This is a genomic window from Streptomyces sp. ISL-87 (assembly GCF_018614095.1).
GTDB lineage: Bacteria > Actinomycetota > Actinomycetes > Streptomycetales > Streptomycetaceae > Streptomyces.
Genome location: NZ_JAGGOY010000109.1, coordinates 24,103 through 39,406, shown reverse-complemented (window position 1 = coordinate 39,406; position 15,304 = coordinate 24,103). Strand labels below are relative to the sequence as shown.

Annotated in this window: 12 protein-coding genes; 7 read left to right on the top strand and 5 right to left on the bottom strand. The window is 72.7% G+C overall.

Annotated elements, in window-relative coordinates; all coding sequences use genetic code 11:
• Window positions 1-243: 243 nt before the first annotated feature.
• Window positions 244-744 carry a hypothetical protein gene (locus J7I97_RS32470; protein ID WP_214942325.1) on the top strand — a complete coding sequence of 167 codons (501 nt, stop codon included), beginning with the start codon at window positions 244-246 and terminating at the stop codon, window positions 742-744.
• Window positions 745-799: 55 nt separating this feature from the next.
• On the opposite strand, the gene kstD is transcribed toward J7I97_RS32470, so the two are convergent.
• Window positions 800-2,530, bottom strand: coding sequence for a 3-oxosteroid 1-dehydrogenase (gene kstD, locus J7I97_RS32465; protein ID WP_374195532.1), 1,731 nt, complete (start codon window positions 2,528-2,530; stop codon window positions 800-802).
• Window positions 2,531-2,856: 326 nt separating this feature from the next.
• Window positions 2,857-3,981, bottom strand: a complete 1,125-nt coding sequence (locus J7I97_RS32460) for an aminoglycoside phosphotransferase family protein (RefSeq protein WP_214942320.1) — start codon at window positions 3,979-3,981, stop codon at window positions 2,857-2,859.
• 232 nt (window positions 3,982-4,213) lie between these two features.
• On the opposite strand from J7I97_RS32460, the gene J7I97_RS32455 reads away from it, so the two are divergent.
• A complete protein-coding gene (locus J7I97_RS32455) occupies window positions 4,214-5,695 on the top strand; it encodes a hypothetical protein (protein WP_214942317.1) in 1,482 nt (493 codons plus the stop codon).
• A 157-nt stretch (window positions 5,696-5,852) separates the two neighbouring features.
• Here J7I97_RS32455 and J7I97_RS32450 read toward each other — a convergent pair whose 3' ends face one another.
• Complete coding sequence (locus J7I97_RS32450; RefSeq protein ID WP_214942313.1) at window positions 5,853-7,277, bottom strand: PP2C family protein-serine/threonine phosphatase; 1,425 nt, start codon at window positions 7,275-7,277, stop codon at window positions 5,853-5,855.
• Window positions 7,278-7,461: 184 nt separating this feature from the next.
• Window positions 7,462-7,710: an SCO4226 family nickel-binding protein gene (locus J7I97_RS32445; RefSeq protein ID WP_214942310.1), complete on the bottom strand. Its 249-nt coding sequence runs from the start codon at window positions 7,708-7,710 to the stop codon at window positions 7,462-7,464.
• 313 nt (window positions 7,711-8,023) lie between these two features.
• On the opposite strand from J7I97_RS32445, the gene J7I97_RS32440 reads away from it, so the two are divergent.
• The 3 genes from J7I97_RS32440 to J7I97_RS32430 all read left to right on the top strand — a co-directional run bounded on the left by J7I97_RS32440 (window position 8,024) and on the right by J7I97_RS32430 (window position 12,424).
• Entirely contained in the window at window positions 8,024-10,234 is a 2,211-nt protein-coding gene (locus J7I97_RS32440; RefSeq protein WP_214942307.1) for a xanthine dehydrogenase family protein molybdopterin-binding subunit, read from the top strand.
• 33 nt (window positions 10,235-10,267) lie between these two features.
• Window positions 10,268-10,723 carry a (2Fe-2S)-binding protein gene (locus J7I97_RS32435; protein WP_214942304.1) on the top strand — a complete coding sequence of 152 codons (456 nt, stop codon included), beginning with the start codon at window positions 10,268-10,270 and terminating at the stop codon, window positions 10,721-10,723.
• Window positions 10,724-10,867: 144 nt separating this feature from the next.
• Window positions 10,868-12,424 (top strand): helix-turn-helix domain-containing protein, encoded by a 1,557-nt coding sequence (locus J7I97_RS32430; RefSeq protein WP_308369354.1) that lies wholly within the window; start codon window positions 10,868-10,870, stop codon window positions 12,422-12,424.
• A gap of 57 nt (window positions 12,425-12,481) precedes the next feature.
• On the opposite strand, the gene J7I97_RS32425 is transcribed toward J7I97_RS32430, so the two are convergent.
• Complete coding sequence (locus J7I97_RS32425) at window positions 12,482-13,813, bottom strand: CdaR family transcriptional regulator (RefSeq protein ID WP_214942301.1); 1,332 nt, start codon at window positions 13,811-13,813, stop codon at window positions 12,482-12,484.
• Window positions 13,814-13,978: 165 nt separating this feature from the next.
• Between J7I97_RS32425 and J7I97_RS32420 the strand changes: the two genes are divergently transcribed.
• Window positions 13,979-14,542, top strand: a complete 564-nt coding sequence (locus J7I97_RS32420) for a TetR/AcrR family transcriptional regulator (RefSeq protein ID WP_214942299.1) — start codon at window positions 13,979-13,981, stop codon at window positions 14,540-14,542.
• A 40-nt stretch (window positions 14,543-14,582) separates the two neighbouring features.
• A complete protein-coding gene (locus J7I97_RS32415; RefSeq protein ID WP_308364980.1) occupies window positions 14,583-15,221 on the top strand; it encodes a DUF6461 domain-containing protein in 639 nt (212 codons plus the stop codon).
• The last annotated feature ends 83 nt before the right edge of the window (window positions 15,222-15,304 follow it).

Here is a 15,304-nt window from a genome sequence, read left to right as displayed (position 1 = left end):
GGTTACGCGAGGGGGTGGGTGGCCCCCTGGCCGGGGAGCGGGAGGCGTCGGGGGCTGTGCCCGGCGAGTGGCCGGCGGAGTACTGGGGCGGTGGCCGCGCGAGGGGTCGGCGGGGGATGGGGCGGTGGCTCCGCGGAGGGTGGGGCAGGTGGGTGGGTGGAGGGTGGGGGCAGGTGGGTGGTGGAGGGGAGGGGATGAAGGGGGCCGGGCCGGGAAAGGTGCTCGGCCACGTACCATGGCGGCATGTCCTTCCTCCGCCGCCACCGCGCCGCCACACCCGCCGGCCCGGACTTCGACGTCCTGGCCATGGACCCGGGGGACTGGCCGGGCAACCTCGGGGCCGGGCTGCTCCCCGCCCCCGACGGCAGCTGCCAGGGTGTCTTCCTCCGCTACGACCTCTTCGGCGGCCGCGGCCCCGCGATGATCATCGGAAACCTCCCCGAGGGCTCCCCGGCCCGGGAGCTCGCCGACGGCCAGGTCCCCTTCGAGGTGGCCCAGCTCCTCGACGCCCTCGAGAACGACGAGGACGTCGAGGTCACCGGCACCGAGGACTGCCCCGTCATGCAGGGCGACAACCTCCTCATCGTCCGGAAGATCAAGCTCTCCGAGGGCCGGATCAGCTGCGTGCAGTTCGACCGCAGCGACAACGTCCTGGTCACCATCGCCAGCTGGGACCGGCCCATCACCGATGACCTCTACGCCCTCCTGAAGCCGCTCCCCGCCGAGCTCTTCCAGCAGGGATAGGGCAGCAGGGATAGGGCAGTAGGGACAGGGCAGTAGGGACAGGGCCGGGAAACAGCTACGCGTCCGCGATGTCGTTCGCCGCCACATAGCCGAACGTCATCGCGGGCCCGATCGTCGACCCGGCGCCCGCGTAGCTGTGGCCCATCACCGCCGCACTCGCGTTGCCCGCCGCCCACAGGCCCCGGATCACCGACCCGTCCGCCCGCAGCGCCCGCGCCCGGGCGTCCGTCACGATGCCGCCCTTCGTCCCGAGATCCCCCGGCACGATCTTGAACGCGTAGAACGGCGGCGCCCAGACCGGCGCCAGGCACGAGTTCGGCTGCACGTACGGGTCCGTGTAGTAGTGGTCGTACGCCGTGTCCCCCCGGTGGAAATCAGGGTCGGTCCCGTTCCACGCCTGCGCGTTGAACCGGTTGAGCGTCGCCCGCAGGGCAGCGGCCGGCACCCCGATCTCCCCGGCGAGCGCATCCCACGTCCATTCCTTCTTCGCGGCCCCCGCCTGGTACCACGCGTCCGGGAAGGCGAGCGTCGGCAGGATGTCCTTGAACAGGTACTTGTTGCGGTAGTTCTGGTCCACGATGAGCCACGCCGGGATGTGGGACCCGGCCGCACTCCGGTCCTTCTCGTACATCACGTGCACCACATCGCTGTACGGCGCCGCCTCGTTGACGAACCGCGCGCCGTTCCGGTTCACGATCAGCCCGCCCGGCAGGGTCCGTTCGGCAAGGCAGAAGTACGGTTCCCCAGGCAGCGGGATCGACGGCCCCCACCACGCGTCCTCCATCAGCCCCAGCGCCGCCCCGGCCCGCTGCCCCGCCCGGATCCCGTCGCCGGTGTTCTCCTTCGCGCCCACCGACCACTGGGTGCCGATCGGCTGCTGCTGGTACTGCGCCCGCATCTCCGCGTTGTGCTCGAAGCCGCCCGAGCCGATGACGACGCCCTTGCGGGCCCGTACGACGCCCCGCACGCCCTCCTTCTCCACCACGACCCCGGTGACCGCCCCGCCCTCCTGGACCAGGTCGACCAGCGGGCTGTTCAGCCACACCGGCACCCCGGCCCGCAGCAGCCCGGCCCGCAGCCCGGCGGCCAGGGCCTGGCCCATGGTCAGCGGCTTCTCCCCGCACAGCGCCGCCTTCGTGCCGCGCGCCAGGCACTCGGTGGACACCGCGAGGCCCTTGGCGCTCACCGCCGCCAGGTTCAGCCACTTGTAGTCCTGGCTGAACACCACCATCCCGGCGGGCACCGGCATGTACGCAGGGTTCAGGCGGGCCAGCTCGGCGCCGAGGATGTTCCCGTCGATCTGGTCCGGCTCGATGGACCTGCCGTTCGGCAGCCCGCCGGGGAGGTTGGGGTAGTAGTCGCTGTAGCCCTCCATGAAGCGGAACTTCAGTGGGCTGTTGGCCATCACGAAGTCCAGCATCCGGGGGCCGTTGGCGAGGAACGCCTGCTGCCGGTCGGCCGGCACCTCGGGCCCGACCACCGCCGCAAGGTACGCGGCCGCCTTCGCCGGGGTGTCCGGCACCCCGGCGCCCAGGATCACCGAGTTGTTCGGCAGCCAGATCCCGGCCCCCGAACGCGCCGCCGAACCGCCGAACGTCGGGGCCTTCTCGACCACCAGCACGCTCAGGCCCCGCTTGGCGGCGGTGAGCGCGGCGGTCATCCCGGACGCCCCGGATCCGACCACGACGACGTCGTACTCGCCGAGCGGGGCCCCGTCCGTAGCCCGCGCGGCGGCGGACGGCAACACGGTGGCGGCGAGCACCCCGGCCCCGGTCCCGGCGAGCACCGTCCGGCGAGAGGGGAGGCCATCGACGGAGGAAGGGGAGCGGGAAGAGGAAGGGGAGCGGGAAGAGGAAGGGGAGCGGGGAGGGGAAGAGGAGAGGGAAGGGGAGCGGGATGTGTGTGAAGCGCCAGCTGACATGGGCGGGCTCCGGCGGCGTGGAGAGGATGGGGGATGGCTCCAGCACTCCTGATGCTGAGTCAGGAAAGGTGTTCGGGGGATCATGTGATGTCAAGGCATCCGGCGCCGCCGCCTCCACCCGGAGCGGTATCCAACGAAAGAAGTCCCGCGACCCGGAGGTCACGGGACTTCAGCCGTCGCGCTGTGCGGTGTCAGCGCGTACCCACCGCCGCGCGGACCGCCCTACGGGCCATCCCGCAGTCGTCGTGCAGGCGGCGCAGCAGCAGCCGCTGCTCCTCCCCGGAGGACAGGGCCCCCGTCGGCAACGGCTGGGCCGGGGCGGTCGCCAGCATCGAGCGCTGGACCGCCGTCTCGGACATCCGGATCTCGCGGGTCAGGACCAGCATCAGGTTCACCAGGAAGGCGTCCCGTGCCGCCGGTCCGGCCGACTGCGCGAGGCGGCTGATCTGGCTGCGGGCGGCCGGGGCGTCGCCCAGCACCGTCCACAGCGTGGCCAGGTCATAGCCCGGCAGGTACCAGCCCGCGTGCTCCCAGTCGAGCAGCACCGGCCCCGCCGGGGACAGCAGCAGGTTCGACAGCAGGGCGTCACCGTGGTTGAACTGCCACGGCGTGCCGGCCAGCTTCAGGCCGTGCAGCAGCTTCTGCAGGTCACCGAAATCCCGGTCGGTGAGCAGCCCGAGCTGGTGGTCGCGGGTGATCCGCCGGGCGTAGTCCATCGGGTGCCCGAACAGGTCACCCGGCGGACGCCACTGGTTCACCCGGCACACCGCGCCCAGGGCGGCCCGTACGTCCGGACGCGGCGGGGCCTCCACAGGGTGCCGCTGAAGGGCTGCGACCCGGCCCGCCATCCGCTCGACCACCAGGGTGCAGTTCTCGGGGTCGGCGGCGATCAGCCGCGGCACCCGCACCGGTGGACGATGACGGACGAACGTCCGGTACGCAGCTATTTCGTGGCGGTACCGCTCACGCCACTCGGGCGAGTGATCCAGTAAAACCTTCGCGACGGCGGTCATCCGCCCTGTGGTCCCCACCAGCAGGACCGACCGGCCGCTGCGCCGCAGCACCTGTACGGGTGCGAACTCCGGACAGATCCGCTGCACCGAGGCGAGCGCGGTGCGCAGTTGCGCGCCCTGCGGTCCCGAGAGGTCGATTCTTCCGCTGAGCGGCTGCGACCCCGCGGCCGGCATCCGCCGCGCCCGTACGGCGCCCTGTGCCGGGGCCGCCTGGCGGCCGGGATCGAGGTAGGGGCCGCCGCCCGCCTGGATCGTGCGGTGCGGCCGAACCGGGGCGGACACGGAGGACGTTGCTGCGTACATGGCGGTTACGGTTCCCTTCGTGCGCCGACGAGTTGCGTACGCCGCCCCGCCGGATCCCGTGCTTCACCCTGGGGAGTTCCGCCGGTGAACCGGGTCGGGGAGGCGCATTCCTACCTGACACCGGGCCGTGGGTGGCACACCATCTGGCGGACCCTGGCGAACCCTGGCGAATAGTCGCTCGGCATCTGACGGGGGGTTACTGTCAACTCAGCCGAGAACCTGGGGGCTTGACGTGAGCAAAGGGCCAAACACCCGTCTGAACGACCTGTTCGGCCTGGCCGGCTGGTCGAAGGGCGAGCTGGCGAGGATGGTCAACCGGCAGGCGGCCGCCATGGGCCACCACCAACTGGCCACCGACACCTCGCGGGTGCGGCGCTGGATCGACATGGGGGAGACCCCGCGCGAACCGGTTCCCACGGTACTGGCAGCACTGTTCACCGAGCGGCTCGGTCGTGTCGTGACCATCGAGGACCTCGGGTTCGTACGGCAGCGGCGCACCTCAAGACGGCAGCCGGACGGGGCGAAGGAGAACCCCGACGGAATGCCCTGGGCGCCCGAACGCACAGCCGCGGTCCTCACCGAATTCACGGGAATGGACCTCATGCTCAACCGTCGCGGTCTGATGGGCGCGGGAGCCGCGCTCACCGCCGGCTCAGCCCTCAGCAACGCCATGTACGACTGGCTGCACACCGACCCTGCCCCCGCCAAGGCCGCGCCGGCCTTCGGCGACACCTTCCAGGCCGACCAGGCGGGCTACGACCGCTACGAGGCCGCCCCCATCGGTTCCCAGGAGATCGAGGCGCTGGAGCGCTCGGTCGAGGTGTTCCGGGCCTGGGACGCCTCCAGAGGAGGCGGCCTCCAGCGCAAGGCCGTCGTGGGCCAGCTCAACGAGGTCGGCGGCATGCTCGCGTACCACCACCCCGACCACCTCCAGCGAAGGCTGTGGGGGGTGGCGGCCAACCTGGCGGTGCTGGCGGGCTGGATGTCGCACGACGTCGGCCTCGAACCCACCGCGCAGAAGTACTTCGTCATCGCCGCGCACGCCGCCCGCGAGGGCGGCGACCGGCCGCGCGCCGGCGAGGCGTTGTCCCGGGCCGCCCGTCAAATGGTCCACCTGGGCAAGCCCAACGAGGCCCTCGACCTCATGAAGCTGGCGCAGTCCGGCTCGGGCGAGGAGACCCTGCCGCGCACCCGCGCCATGCTGCACACCATCGAGGCCTGGGCACAGGCCGCCATGGGCAAGGGCCAGGCCATGCGCCGCACCCTGGGCGAGGCCGAGGATCTGTTCGTGTCCGACAAGGGCGATGTACCGCCGCCGAGTTGGATGCAGAACTTCGACGAGGCCGATCTGCACGGCATGCAGGCTCTGGCCTTCCGTACCCTCGCCGACCACGACCCGTCGGCCGCGCCGGTGGCCCAGCGGCACGCCAGGGAGGCCCTGCGGCTGCGCTCCCAAGGCCACCAGCGCTCGCAGATCTTCGACTACATCTCCATGGCCTCGGCCTGCTTCATCGCCGACGACCCGGAACAGGCCGACCGTTACGCCCGCCTGGCACTGGTCTCGATGAACGAGACCTCCTCGCACCGGACGTGGGACCGGCTGCGCGAGATGTACCGGCTCACCGGCCAGTACTCCGGCTACGCGCGCATCGAGGACCTGCGCGAGGAGATCAAACTGGCCCTGCCGAACAGCCCGGTGTCGCGCAGCGTCTAGGCGTCATGACCTCACGCCCCGGGTCGGCAACCGCACCTGTTCCCGCACATGTTCTTGTATGTGCACCCGGGTCCGCATCCGCCCCCGCACGGAGACGAGCAAGGCCGCGCCTCGCGGCGCGGCCCTGAAGTCCTGAACCGGTGCAGCCCGCGGGCCGCTACCCGCCGATCCGCGCCACCAGCACGCAGGCGTCGTCCTCGCGCTCGCTCTCGCCGAACTCCTCGGTCACCATCCGCACGCAGTCCTGCGCCGACCGCGCCGCCGAGAACCGCGGCGCGAGCGCCAGCAGCCGCTCAGTCCCGTCGGCCTGACTGAACTCGATGCTGCGCGGTGTCAGCCCGTCCGTGTGCAGGACGAGTACGTCGCCTGCCTCCAGCCGCTCCTCGGCCTGACCGTACGCCGCCCCGGAGGTCGCTCCCAGCAGCACGCCCTCGGGCGGTTGCAGCGAGCGGCCCTGGCCGCGGCGGAACAGCAGCGGCGCCGGGTGTCCGGCCTGCGCCCAGGACAGCAGGCGGCGCGCGGGATCGTAGCGGCAGCAAACCGCAGAGCCGAGGGCCGGCTGTACGGAGGTCTCCAGCAGCTGGTTGAGCCAGCCCATCAGCGGGCCCGGCTCGATCCCGGCCATGGCCATCCCGCGCAGGGCGCCGAGCATCATCGCCATCCCGGAGGTGGCGGTCACTCCGTGCCCGGTCAGGTCACCGACCGTCAGCATCGAGCAGTTGCCGGGGAGTTCGAGCGCGTCGTACCAGTCGCCGCCGATCAGCGCGCTGGTCGCGGAGGGCAGGTACTGCGCCGCCACGTCCAGCTCGCCGGTGCTGTTGTGCGGGAACCGCAGGGAGCCGCGCCACGGGGGGAGCACGGCTTCCTGCAGCTCGACCGCCAGCCGGCGCTCGGTCTGCGCGATCTCCCGCCGGCGCTGGAGCGAGTCACGTGACTCGCGCACCGCCCGCTGGCTCCGGCGCAGCTCGCTCACATCCCGCAGCACGGCCCACATCGAGGCCGTGCATCCGTCGGAGTCGAGTACCGGCTCGCCCCTCATGTGCAGGGTCCGGACCCGGCCGTCGGCCCGGACGATGCGGAACTCGCCGTCCAGCGGTTTGCCGTCCACCAGGCAGGCGGTGACCATCGCCGTCAGCAGCGGCTGGTCCTCCGAGAAGAGGGTGGAGCCCAACTCGTCCAGCGGCAGCGCGCCCGCCTCGGGGGACCGGCCGAAGATCTGGAAGAGCTCGTCGGACCAGGTGACCTCATCGGTCAGCAGGTTCCACTCGGCGCTGCCGACACGGGTCCGCCGGTCCTCGGGCACGGTCTCGGGCGCCGCGTGCGGGAGTTCGATGAGTGCGGGAGCGGGCGGCAGGCCTTCCTTGAGCTGGCCGAGGTGCTCGCCGAGGTCGTCGAGGTGGTGCACGGCGAGGTCGCACAGAGCGCGCTGCCAGCGGCCCTGGGCGTCGTCGTCGTCCACGACGGAGTCGCGGCGCACCGCGTCCACGTCTCCCCGGAGTCGGCGGGTCTGTGAGATCAGCGCGTCCACCGACCCCGGCTCGGGCGGCTGAGCGGGACGGTCCGCGAACGTGTGGGACGGCATGAGAACTCCGATACAGGCGCGGCGCGGCCAAGTCTGAAGGAAGGACCGGTAACGACTGTGGCACAGCCTGCGACGGCCTGTAAGGCGTTTGGCAACTTCCGCAACGTCCTTGCTTCCGGCATATGCCTCGGGCCTTCCGGCCCGGCCGCGCCTGTGCGAATGTTTCCAGTCAGCCGTCCTGTTGCTAGACCGTGAGCGGCACGGCGTGGATCTCGCTGGCCGGGTGACCCGTGCGCTCGTGGATCCTGCGGACCGCCTCTGCCGAGGGTGCCTCGGACAGGCAGTACACGGTTCCCGAGTCCGGGTCGGCCCAGGCGCGTTCGAAGTGCACCTTCTCGTCGGCCTCGATCGCCAGGTCCGCCTTGTGGGCGGCCAGCAACTGGTCTGCCGTGATGCCCTCCATGCCGTGGTGGACGTCCATGTACTTCGTCACCGCCGCACACCTCCTCGCTGTGTACCGGGGGACTGCGTCTCCTTTCATCCTCCGCCCGTGGCCGGAAATCCGCTGTCCGGGCGATGGGTGTCGATCGTATGGGCGAAATGTGTGAACCGCCTCGGTCGTCCCGAGGTCGATCAACACCCCCTACCGGGGTGCCCCCCGAACGAAGGACCCCGTCAAGCAGGGGCAACCAAACGGGTCCGAGTCCCACTGCTTCCCACTCCTGGCCCGTGATCGCTACCCTACGTGTCGGTAATGAGCCGGGGAGGTCCGCGTGTAGGGACCCGCGCAAGGGTGGGACGACACTATGACCGGGCAGAGCCGCCGATCCTTCCTCACCTACCTCGTCGCGGCGCCGACCCTCGCCCTCGTCACCCGCGCCGGAGCCGACGTCCTGGCCCCGCAGCCCGCGCACGCCGTGGTGCCGACCCTGCCCGCCATCGCCGACCTCGTGGACCTCGGAGACCTGTTCATCCTGGCCGGCGCGCCCACCTCGGCCCTGCTCGCGCTCGCCGTGGAGGCCGACGGCACCATCCGCTTCCGGCTGCCGCGCGAGGAGGTGGGCCAAGGCCTCACCACCGCCGTCGCCATGCTCGTCGCGGAGGAACTCGACGCAGCGCTGGCCGCCGTCCGCGTGGAACTGGACGACGCACGGCCCGAGCTGCTCTTCAACCAGCTCACCGGCTCCTCCAACTCCATCCGCTCGCTATACGGTCCCGTCCGGCAGACCGCCGCCACCGCCCGGGCCCGCCTGGTCGCGGCCGCGGCCCGCCGCTGGGACCTGCCCGCGGGCTCGCTGACCACCGCGAACGGCGCGGTCCGCGCCCCCGACGGCCGGACCGCCGACTACGGCGCCCTCGCCGCCGCAGCAGCGGACCCCGGGCTGGTCGTCCTCGGCGCCACCCCGAAACCGGCCGCGAAGCACGCCCTGGTCGGGAAGCCGACCGGCCGGATCGACGCCCGCGCGATGGTCACCGGCGCCCAGCGGTACACCCTCGACCTCGACGTGCCCGGCGCCAAGCCCTGCGTGGTGCGCCGCCCGCCCAGCCTCGGCGGCAGCGTCCGTGGCGTCGACAACCTGGCCGCCGTCCAGGCCATGCCCGGTGTCCTGCACGTGGTGACCATCCCGACCGGCGTCGCCGTCGTCGCCGAGACCTTCGGACAGGCCCTCGACGCCAAGGCCGCCCTCCAGGTCAGCTGGGGCCCCGGCCCCGCCGACCAGCTGTCCGACGCGCAGATCCGCACCAAGCTGCGCGCCGCCACCCCGACGCTGCTGGTGCCGCCGCTGCTCACCCCGTACGTGGACGCCGAGTTCGACTTCGCCTTCGTCAGCCACGCCCCGATGGAGACCAACTCCGCCGTGGCCGACGTACGGGACGACGGCGCCGAGATCTGGTCCGGGCTCAAGTCCCCGATCGTGGCCCGGGAGACCATCGCCGCCGAGCTCGGCCTGCCGCTCGGCAAGGTCACCGTCCATGTGGTGCAAGCCGGCGGTTCCTTCGGCCGGCGGCTCTTCTTCGACGCCGCGCTGGAGGCCGCCCGGGTCTCCAAGGCCTGCCGTCGCCCGGTCCGGCTGATGTGGACCCGGATCGACGACACCCGGCACGGCCGGATGCGCCCCGCCACCCACCACAAGATCCGGGCCACCCACCTGCTCGGCGAGGTGCTCAGCTTCGAACACCGGGTCGCCGCCGCCGAGACCGACTTCCGGCACGGGCTCGGCGAGATCATCACCGCCACCGCCGCGAGCCTCCCGCTCGGCATCGGCAACGCCACACTGGCCCAGACCCTGTTCCTCACCACCGTCAAGTCCCCGTACCACTTCGGGCTCACCACCCAGGCGCTCACCGAGGTGCCGACCGGCATCCCCACCGGGTCCTGGCGCTCGGTCTACTCCGCCAACACCCGGGGCGCCGAGGAGATCATGGTCGACGAGCTGGCCGAGCGCACGGGCCGGGACCCCTACCGGTTCCGGCGTACCTTCCTGAAGACCGACGCCCAGCGCGCCGTGCTCGACAAGGCGGCCACGGAGGGGAATTGGGGGCGCCCCATGCCGACGGGCTGCGCGCAGGGCATCGCCTTCCACGAGGAGTACAAGTCCCGCACCGCCTGCCTGGTCGAGATCGACACCCGCGACCCGGAGCACATCCGCGTCACCAAGGCGGTCATCGCCGTCGACGTCGGCCTGCCCGTCAACCCGCGCGGACTTGAGGCCCAGATGATCGGCGGCCTCACCGACGCCATCTCCACCACCCTGAAGGCCGGTCTGCACCTGGACAAGGGGCTGCCGCTGGAAGGCAGTTACAGCCAGTTCCACTGGGCGCGGCAGCGCGACACCCCTCGTGACGTACGGGTCTTCGTGCTGCCGGCCACCGCCGCCGAGCCGGGCGGCGCGGGCGAGCTCGGAGTACCGGCCGCCGTGGGGGCGATCGCCAACGCCTACGCCCGGGCCACCGGTACCAAGCCGCGCAGCTTCCCCCTCGACTTCGACGTCGACTTCACCCCCTACCCGCGCTAGTTGCAGCCGGTCAGCCAGTTCAGGAGCCCCGCCATGCCCTCGCACACCTTCACCGTCAACGGGCGGAGCGTCACCGTGGACGCGCCCGACAACCTGCCCCTGCTGTGGGTGCTCCGCGACATGCTGGGCGTCCGGGGCCCCAAGTACGGCTGCGGAGTGGACGTCTGCAAGGCCTGCACCAGCCATCTCGACGGTGCGGACATCCGCCCCTGCGTGGTGCCCGTGTCCGCCTGCGCCGGGAAGACGGTGACCACCATCGAGGGGCTGGCGAACGGGGACGAGCTGCACCCCGTTCAGGAGGCCTGGCTCGAACAGGACGTCTCCCAGTGCGGTTTCTGCCAGCCCGGTCAGATCATGGCCGCCGTCGCCCTGCTCCAGCGCACCAGCGAGCCCACGGACGAGGACATCGACGCCATCGCCAACATCTGCCGCTGCGGCACCTACTTCCGGATCCGGGAGGCCATCCGCAGCGCTGCCGCCAAGATGTGAACGAGCCGGGCCCCGGTGCTTCCCCCGTTCCGAATCCATCAGCGCCGAGGGCCCGACCGCTCGTGGCCAAACCTAGGCGGATTCCGGCCTGTTCGCAGGATTCGCCGTGCCCAGTGACCGCCGGGACGGGTATCACTGCGCACAGTGTCCGGCGGGTGGTTGAATGCGGCGGGCCCCGAATCCGTCCGAAGGGAAGCTCCCATTCAGCACCACCCCGCTCCCCGACAGCCCGCGGACCGGTCCCGGACCGACGACATCCTGAAGCTCCACCGGCTCGCGCACGCCGGAGGGTCGGCCGCGCTGCTCCAGTGGCTCTCCGCCCGGCTGGGCGGCTGGACCGGCGTGCTGGACGGCGAGGGGTCGCGGGGTCCGGAGCTCGCCCTGCGGGGCGCTGCCGAGATGGCCGCCCGGGGTGTCCGGTCCGCCGCTCTGGAGAGCGGCGCTTCGACGGCACTGCTGTTCGCCCTGGACGAGGGGCGCGCGCTGGCCGCCGTACTGGAGCGGCCCCATGATCCGGGCGCGCCCGCGCTGCTCGCGGACGCCGCCGTACCGCTTGCTCTCGTTCTGCGCGCCGAGGAGGCCGGGCGGCGCGAGGCGCGGGCCGGGCTCGCCGAATCGCGGGCCCGCGAAGCCGTCCTGCACCTACTGATGAACGGCCGGCTCTCCACCGCCCGCCAGATCGCCGAGGCGCTCGGCCCGTCGCTGCCCGACCCGATGCGGATCTACGTCGTCGAATGCCGGACCGGCGAGCGGGCCGAGGTGACCCGGCTGTGCGAGGAGCTGACCGGCGGCCGGGCCTGGATCGTGCGCTGCCCGGTGTACGTACGCCACCTCATCGTGCTCGTCCCGACCGACCTGGCCGCGACCTCGGCCGACCACGACCCGCTGGCCGGGGCGCTGGTGGGGGTGGCCCGGGACTGCGCGGTCGGGGTGAGCCGCCAGACGTACCTGCGGGAGGCGCCGGCCGCGTACACCCAGGCCTTCCACGCCCTGGCCGTCGCGCGCGGCCGGCTCGAACGTCACGCCCGGTTCGGTCCGGGCCCCGAACTGGAGATGGCCGCGCACGCGGCCGGGACCGGGGCCGGCTGGGCCGAGGCGCTGCTCGCGCCCCTCCACACGTACGACCCCCGGCGGCCGCAGGACCCAGGCGGGCAGGAGCTGCGGGCGACCGCGCACGCCTGGCTGAACTTCGCCTCGCACGCCACCCGGCTGCTGAAGATCCACCGCAACACCTTGGCGGGGCGGCTCCGCCTGATCGAGTCCGTCCTCGGCCTGGACCTGGCCCGGCTCGGAGACCAGGCGGCGCTCTCGCTCGCGCTCCGGCTGACGCCGGGCGGCGCGGGCGCCGGCTCCGGCCCCGACGGCGTGGGCGTGGGCGTGGGCTCGGGCGGTGCCGGACCGGCCGACCTGGACGGCGTACTGCGCGATCCCGCACTGGCCGCGTGGGCCCGGGCCCATCTCGCCCCGCTGACCGGGCCCGAGGCGCCGCCCGGAGCACGGGAGACCGTACGGGCCTGGCTGCTCCACGACGCGCAGCTGGTTCCGGCGGCCGCCGCCCTCGGCCTGTCGGTGCCCGGCACCCGCAAGCGGCTGACCCGCGTCGAGGAGCTGCTGGAGCGCTCCCTGCTCCAGTCGCCGAGCGCCCGCCACGACCTGTGGCTGGCCCAGCGGGCCGAGGAACTGGACGGATTCACCGCATGACACAGACCGCAAAAACATGCCGTCGGTGGTCAGCGGCCCCTGCGCAACCAGAACCGTTCATGCCGGGGATCGCGGTGATCGACGTACCGTACTCGCTGGAATCGGAGAAGGCGGCGAAGGCGTCGAAAGCGGCTGGCCGGGCGGACCCGGCTGACCCGGCTGACCCGGCGGCGTAGCGGCCGCCCGCTGGACCACCGCAGCGTGGGCCAGGGCCAGTTCCACCACGTGCGCGGGATCGGTCAGGGACCGGCCGGTGAGCTGCTCCAGGCGGCGCAGCCGGTTGGACACCGTGTTGCGGTGGCAGTACAGCCGCTCCGCGGCATACGTGGTCGAGCCCTGGCAGGCCAGCCAGGTGCCCAGCGTGGTCAACAGCACCCGGCGGTCGACCGCGGGCAGGGCCAGCACCGGACCCAGCACCACCTGGCGCAGCCGGTCCGAGAGTTCGGTCTGGGCCGCGACCAGCGCCGCCGGCAACCGCTCGTCCAGCAGGGCCGTGCGCGGGCCGTCGGAGGCGGGGGCCGTGCGCAGCGCGAGGGCGGCCAGCCGTCGGGCCCGGGGCAGGTCGGCGGCGGTCTCCACGACCGGGCTGATCCCGGCGCGGACCCCGAGCGGGGCGAGCAGTTCCCGTACGGACTCCAGTGGATGGTGGCCCAGGTCCACCAGGCCGGTCTCCCCGTCGGCGCGGATCCGCCACAGCACGCGCGGGGCGGCGGGACCGGCGCCGGTCCTTGTGGAGCTTCCCGGGCTTCCCGGGCTTCCCGGGCTCCCGGAGATTCGGGAGCCGCCGGAACTGCCCGAGCCGCCCGAGCCGCCCGAGCCGAGGACCACCACCGCGAACCGGCCCAGCTCCGGCAGCCCCAGCTGGGCCGCGGCCTCCGGAACCGGACCGGTGCCGTCCAGCAGCGCGTCCAGCAGGGCCGCCCGGCGCTCCCGCTCGCGGTCGCCGTGTGCGGCCTCGGCGAGCCGGTACGCCTCCGCCGCGGCGTCCGTCATCTGGTCCAGTACGTCCCACAGCGCGGCCGCGCCCGGCAGCAGCCGGGGCAGTGCCGCCCGGTCGTGCGCGGCCACCGCCTCGGTGAGGGTCTGCCACAGGAGCCGCCCGCCGCGGCGGTAGGTGCGCAGCAGGGAGGCGAGCGGCAGGCCCTGTTCGGCCCGGAGCGTTCCGGAGGCCCGGGCATCGGCCAGCTCCAACGGCAGGCCGCGGGAGCTGCGGACCATTCCCTCGACGGCCTGGCGGAGGGTGAGGTGGATCCGGTCGCGCAGCTCGGCCTTGCCGAGCAGCGCGGCGTACGCGGGATCCTCGGCCAGCGTCCGGTCGGCGAGCCGGTCCGCCGCCACGGCGATCCGGCGGGTCAGGTCCTCGCGTATCTCCTCGATGATCCGCTCCATGACGGGCAGGGTTGCACGGGGGAGGGGCCGCTGGGGAGGGCCCGGACCGCGCACGTCCGCTAGCGTGTGCGAAGCACTGCATGTGCAGTGCTCCCGATGTCATGCCGTTCACGCCGCTCTTCACACCTCAGTCCACACCGCCGTCCACACCCCGAGGGACCGTCCATGCGCCAGAATCCGGAACGCCGTGCCGCGCTGCTCGACGCCGCCATCGAAGTCCTGGCGCGCGAAGGCTCCCGGGGCCTGACCCTGCGCGCGGTTGACGCGGAGGCGGGCGTACCGACGGGCACCGCCTCGAACTACTTCGCCAACCGGGCGCAACTGCTCGTACAGATCCTGCACCGCACCCGCGAGCGGCTGACCCCGGGCCCGGCGGACCTCGCCGGCCCGCTGGACACCAAGGTGCTGCTCGGGCAGCTCCTCGCGCGGATGCGGCGCGAGCGCAGCGTGCACATCGCGATGCTGGAGCTGCGGCTGGAGGGCACCCGCCGCCCCGAACTCCAGGCGGAGATGGCCGGGTTCCAGGGCGTGGAGCTGGAGGCGAACATCGCCTGGCACCTGGAGGCGGGCCTTCCCGGGGACCGGCAGGGCGTAATGCTGCTCTACCTCGCGATGCTCGGCCTGATCGTGGACGACCTGACCGTTCCGACCCTCCTGGAGCCCTACTCCGTGGAGGGGCTCATTGATGCATTGGTCGAGCGCCTCCTCCCGGAGCGGCCCGGCGACTGACTATCGTGCTGGTGGGGGAGTACCGGACACGGGAGGGACCGTGCGGATCTCGGACATCGGGCAGGACACCAGCAGGGACCCGGGCTGCGGCATCCAGTGGCTGGCCCACTGGGACAGCTGGTTCGTGAGCCTGACTTTCGCCCGGGGCATCGGGCCGGAGGAACTCGCGGCGCGGCTCGGCGCGTTGCCCGACGTCCACCCCGGGCCGCTGGGCGCGCTGGACGCCTGGAGCATGGTCACGGAGACGGTGGACGGAGACGGGGTGGCCCGCGTCGGCACCTGGGGCGGCTGGTCCTTCGCCGTGGAACACGGCGTGCCGGCTGGGGCGGAACGGCTCGCCGAGATCTCCCGGGCGGGCGTCGAGGCCGTGCACCTGGACCCTCAGCCGGACCACCCGCCCAGGCAGTTCGCGTATGCCCGGGACGGGGAGCTGGTGTGCTGCTTCGGCCTCGGCGAGGAGTGCTGGCGCGGCGGCCACCGACCGGACTTCCTGCTGCCGGAGCTGGTCGCCGCCAAGATCCTCTCGCCCGAGGGGGAGTACCTCCGCCCCGACGACGAGCCGTACGAGGAGCGCGACCGCCTCACCCTCGCCGTTCTGGAGTCGCGCTTCGGACTGTCCCTGCCGCGGCACTTGATCGAGGAGACCCCGCTCCCGGCGTTCGTGACCTGCACGCAGTAGCGCGGGGCGGCCCCGGCACCGGCCGGCCACGGCACTCGCCCGGGCGGCGGTCACCGGTCGCGGGCTGATGACGCGGTCCCGCC

What these genes read in the sequence shown, in the direction of transcription:
- J7I97_RS32435 (WP_214942304.1), top strand. Translation starts at nt 10,268, where the DNA reads ATGCCCTCGCACACCTTCACCGTCAACGGGCGGAGCGTCACCGTGGAC.
- J7I97_RS32450 (WP_214942313.1), bottom strand. Translation starts at nt 7,277, where the DNA reads ATGCCGTCCCACACGTTCGCGGACCGTCCCGCTCAGCCGCCCGAGCCG.
- J7I97_RS32440 (WP_214942307.1), top strand. Translation starts at nt 8,024, where the DNA reads ATGACCGGGCAGAGCCGCCGATCCTTCCTCACCTACCTCGTCGCGGCG.
- J7I97_RS32460 (WP_214942320.1), bottom strand. Translation starts at nt 3,981, where the DNA reads ATGTACGCAGCAACGTCCTCCGTGTCCGCCCCGGTTCGGCCGCACCGC.
- J7I97_RS32470 (WP_214942325.1), top strand. Translation starts at nt 244, where the DNA reads ATGTCCTTCCTCCGCCGCCACCGCGCCGCCACACCCGCCGGCCCGGAC.
- J7I97_RS32425 (WP_214942301.1), bottom strand. Translation starts at nt 13,813, where the DNA reads ATGGAGCGGATCATCGAGGAGATACGCGAGGACCTGACCCGCCGGATC.
- J7I97_RS32420 (WP_214942299.1), top strand. Translation starts at nt 13,979, where the DNA reads ATGCGCCAGAATCCGGAACGCCGTGCCGCGCTGCTCGACGCCGCCATC.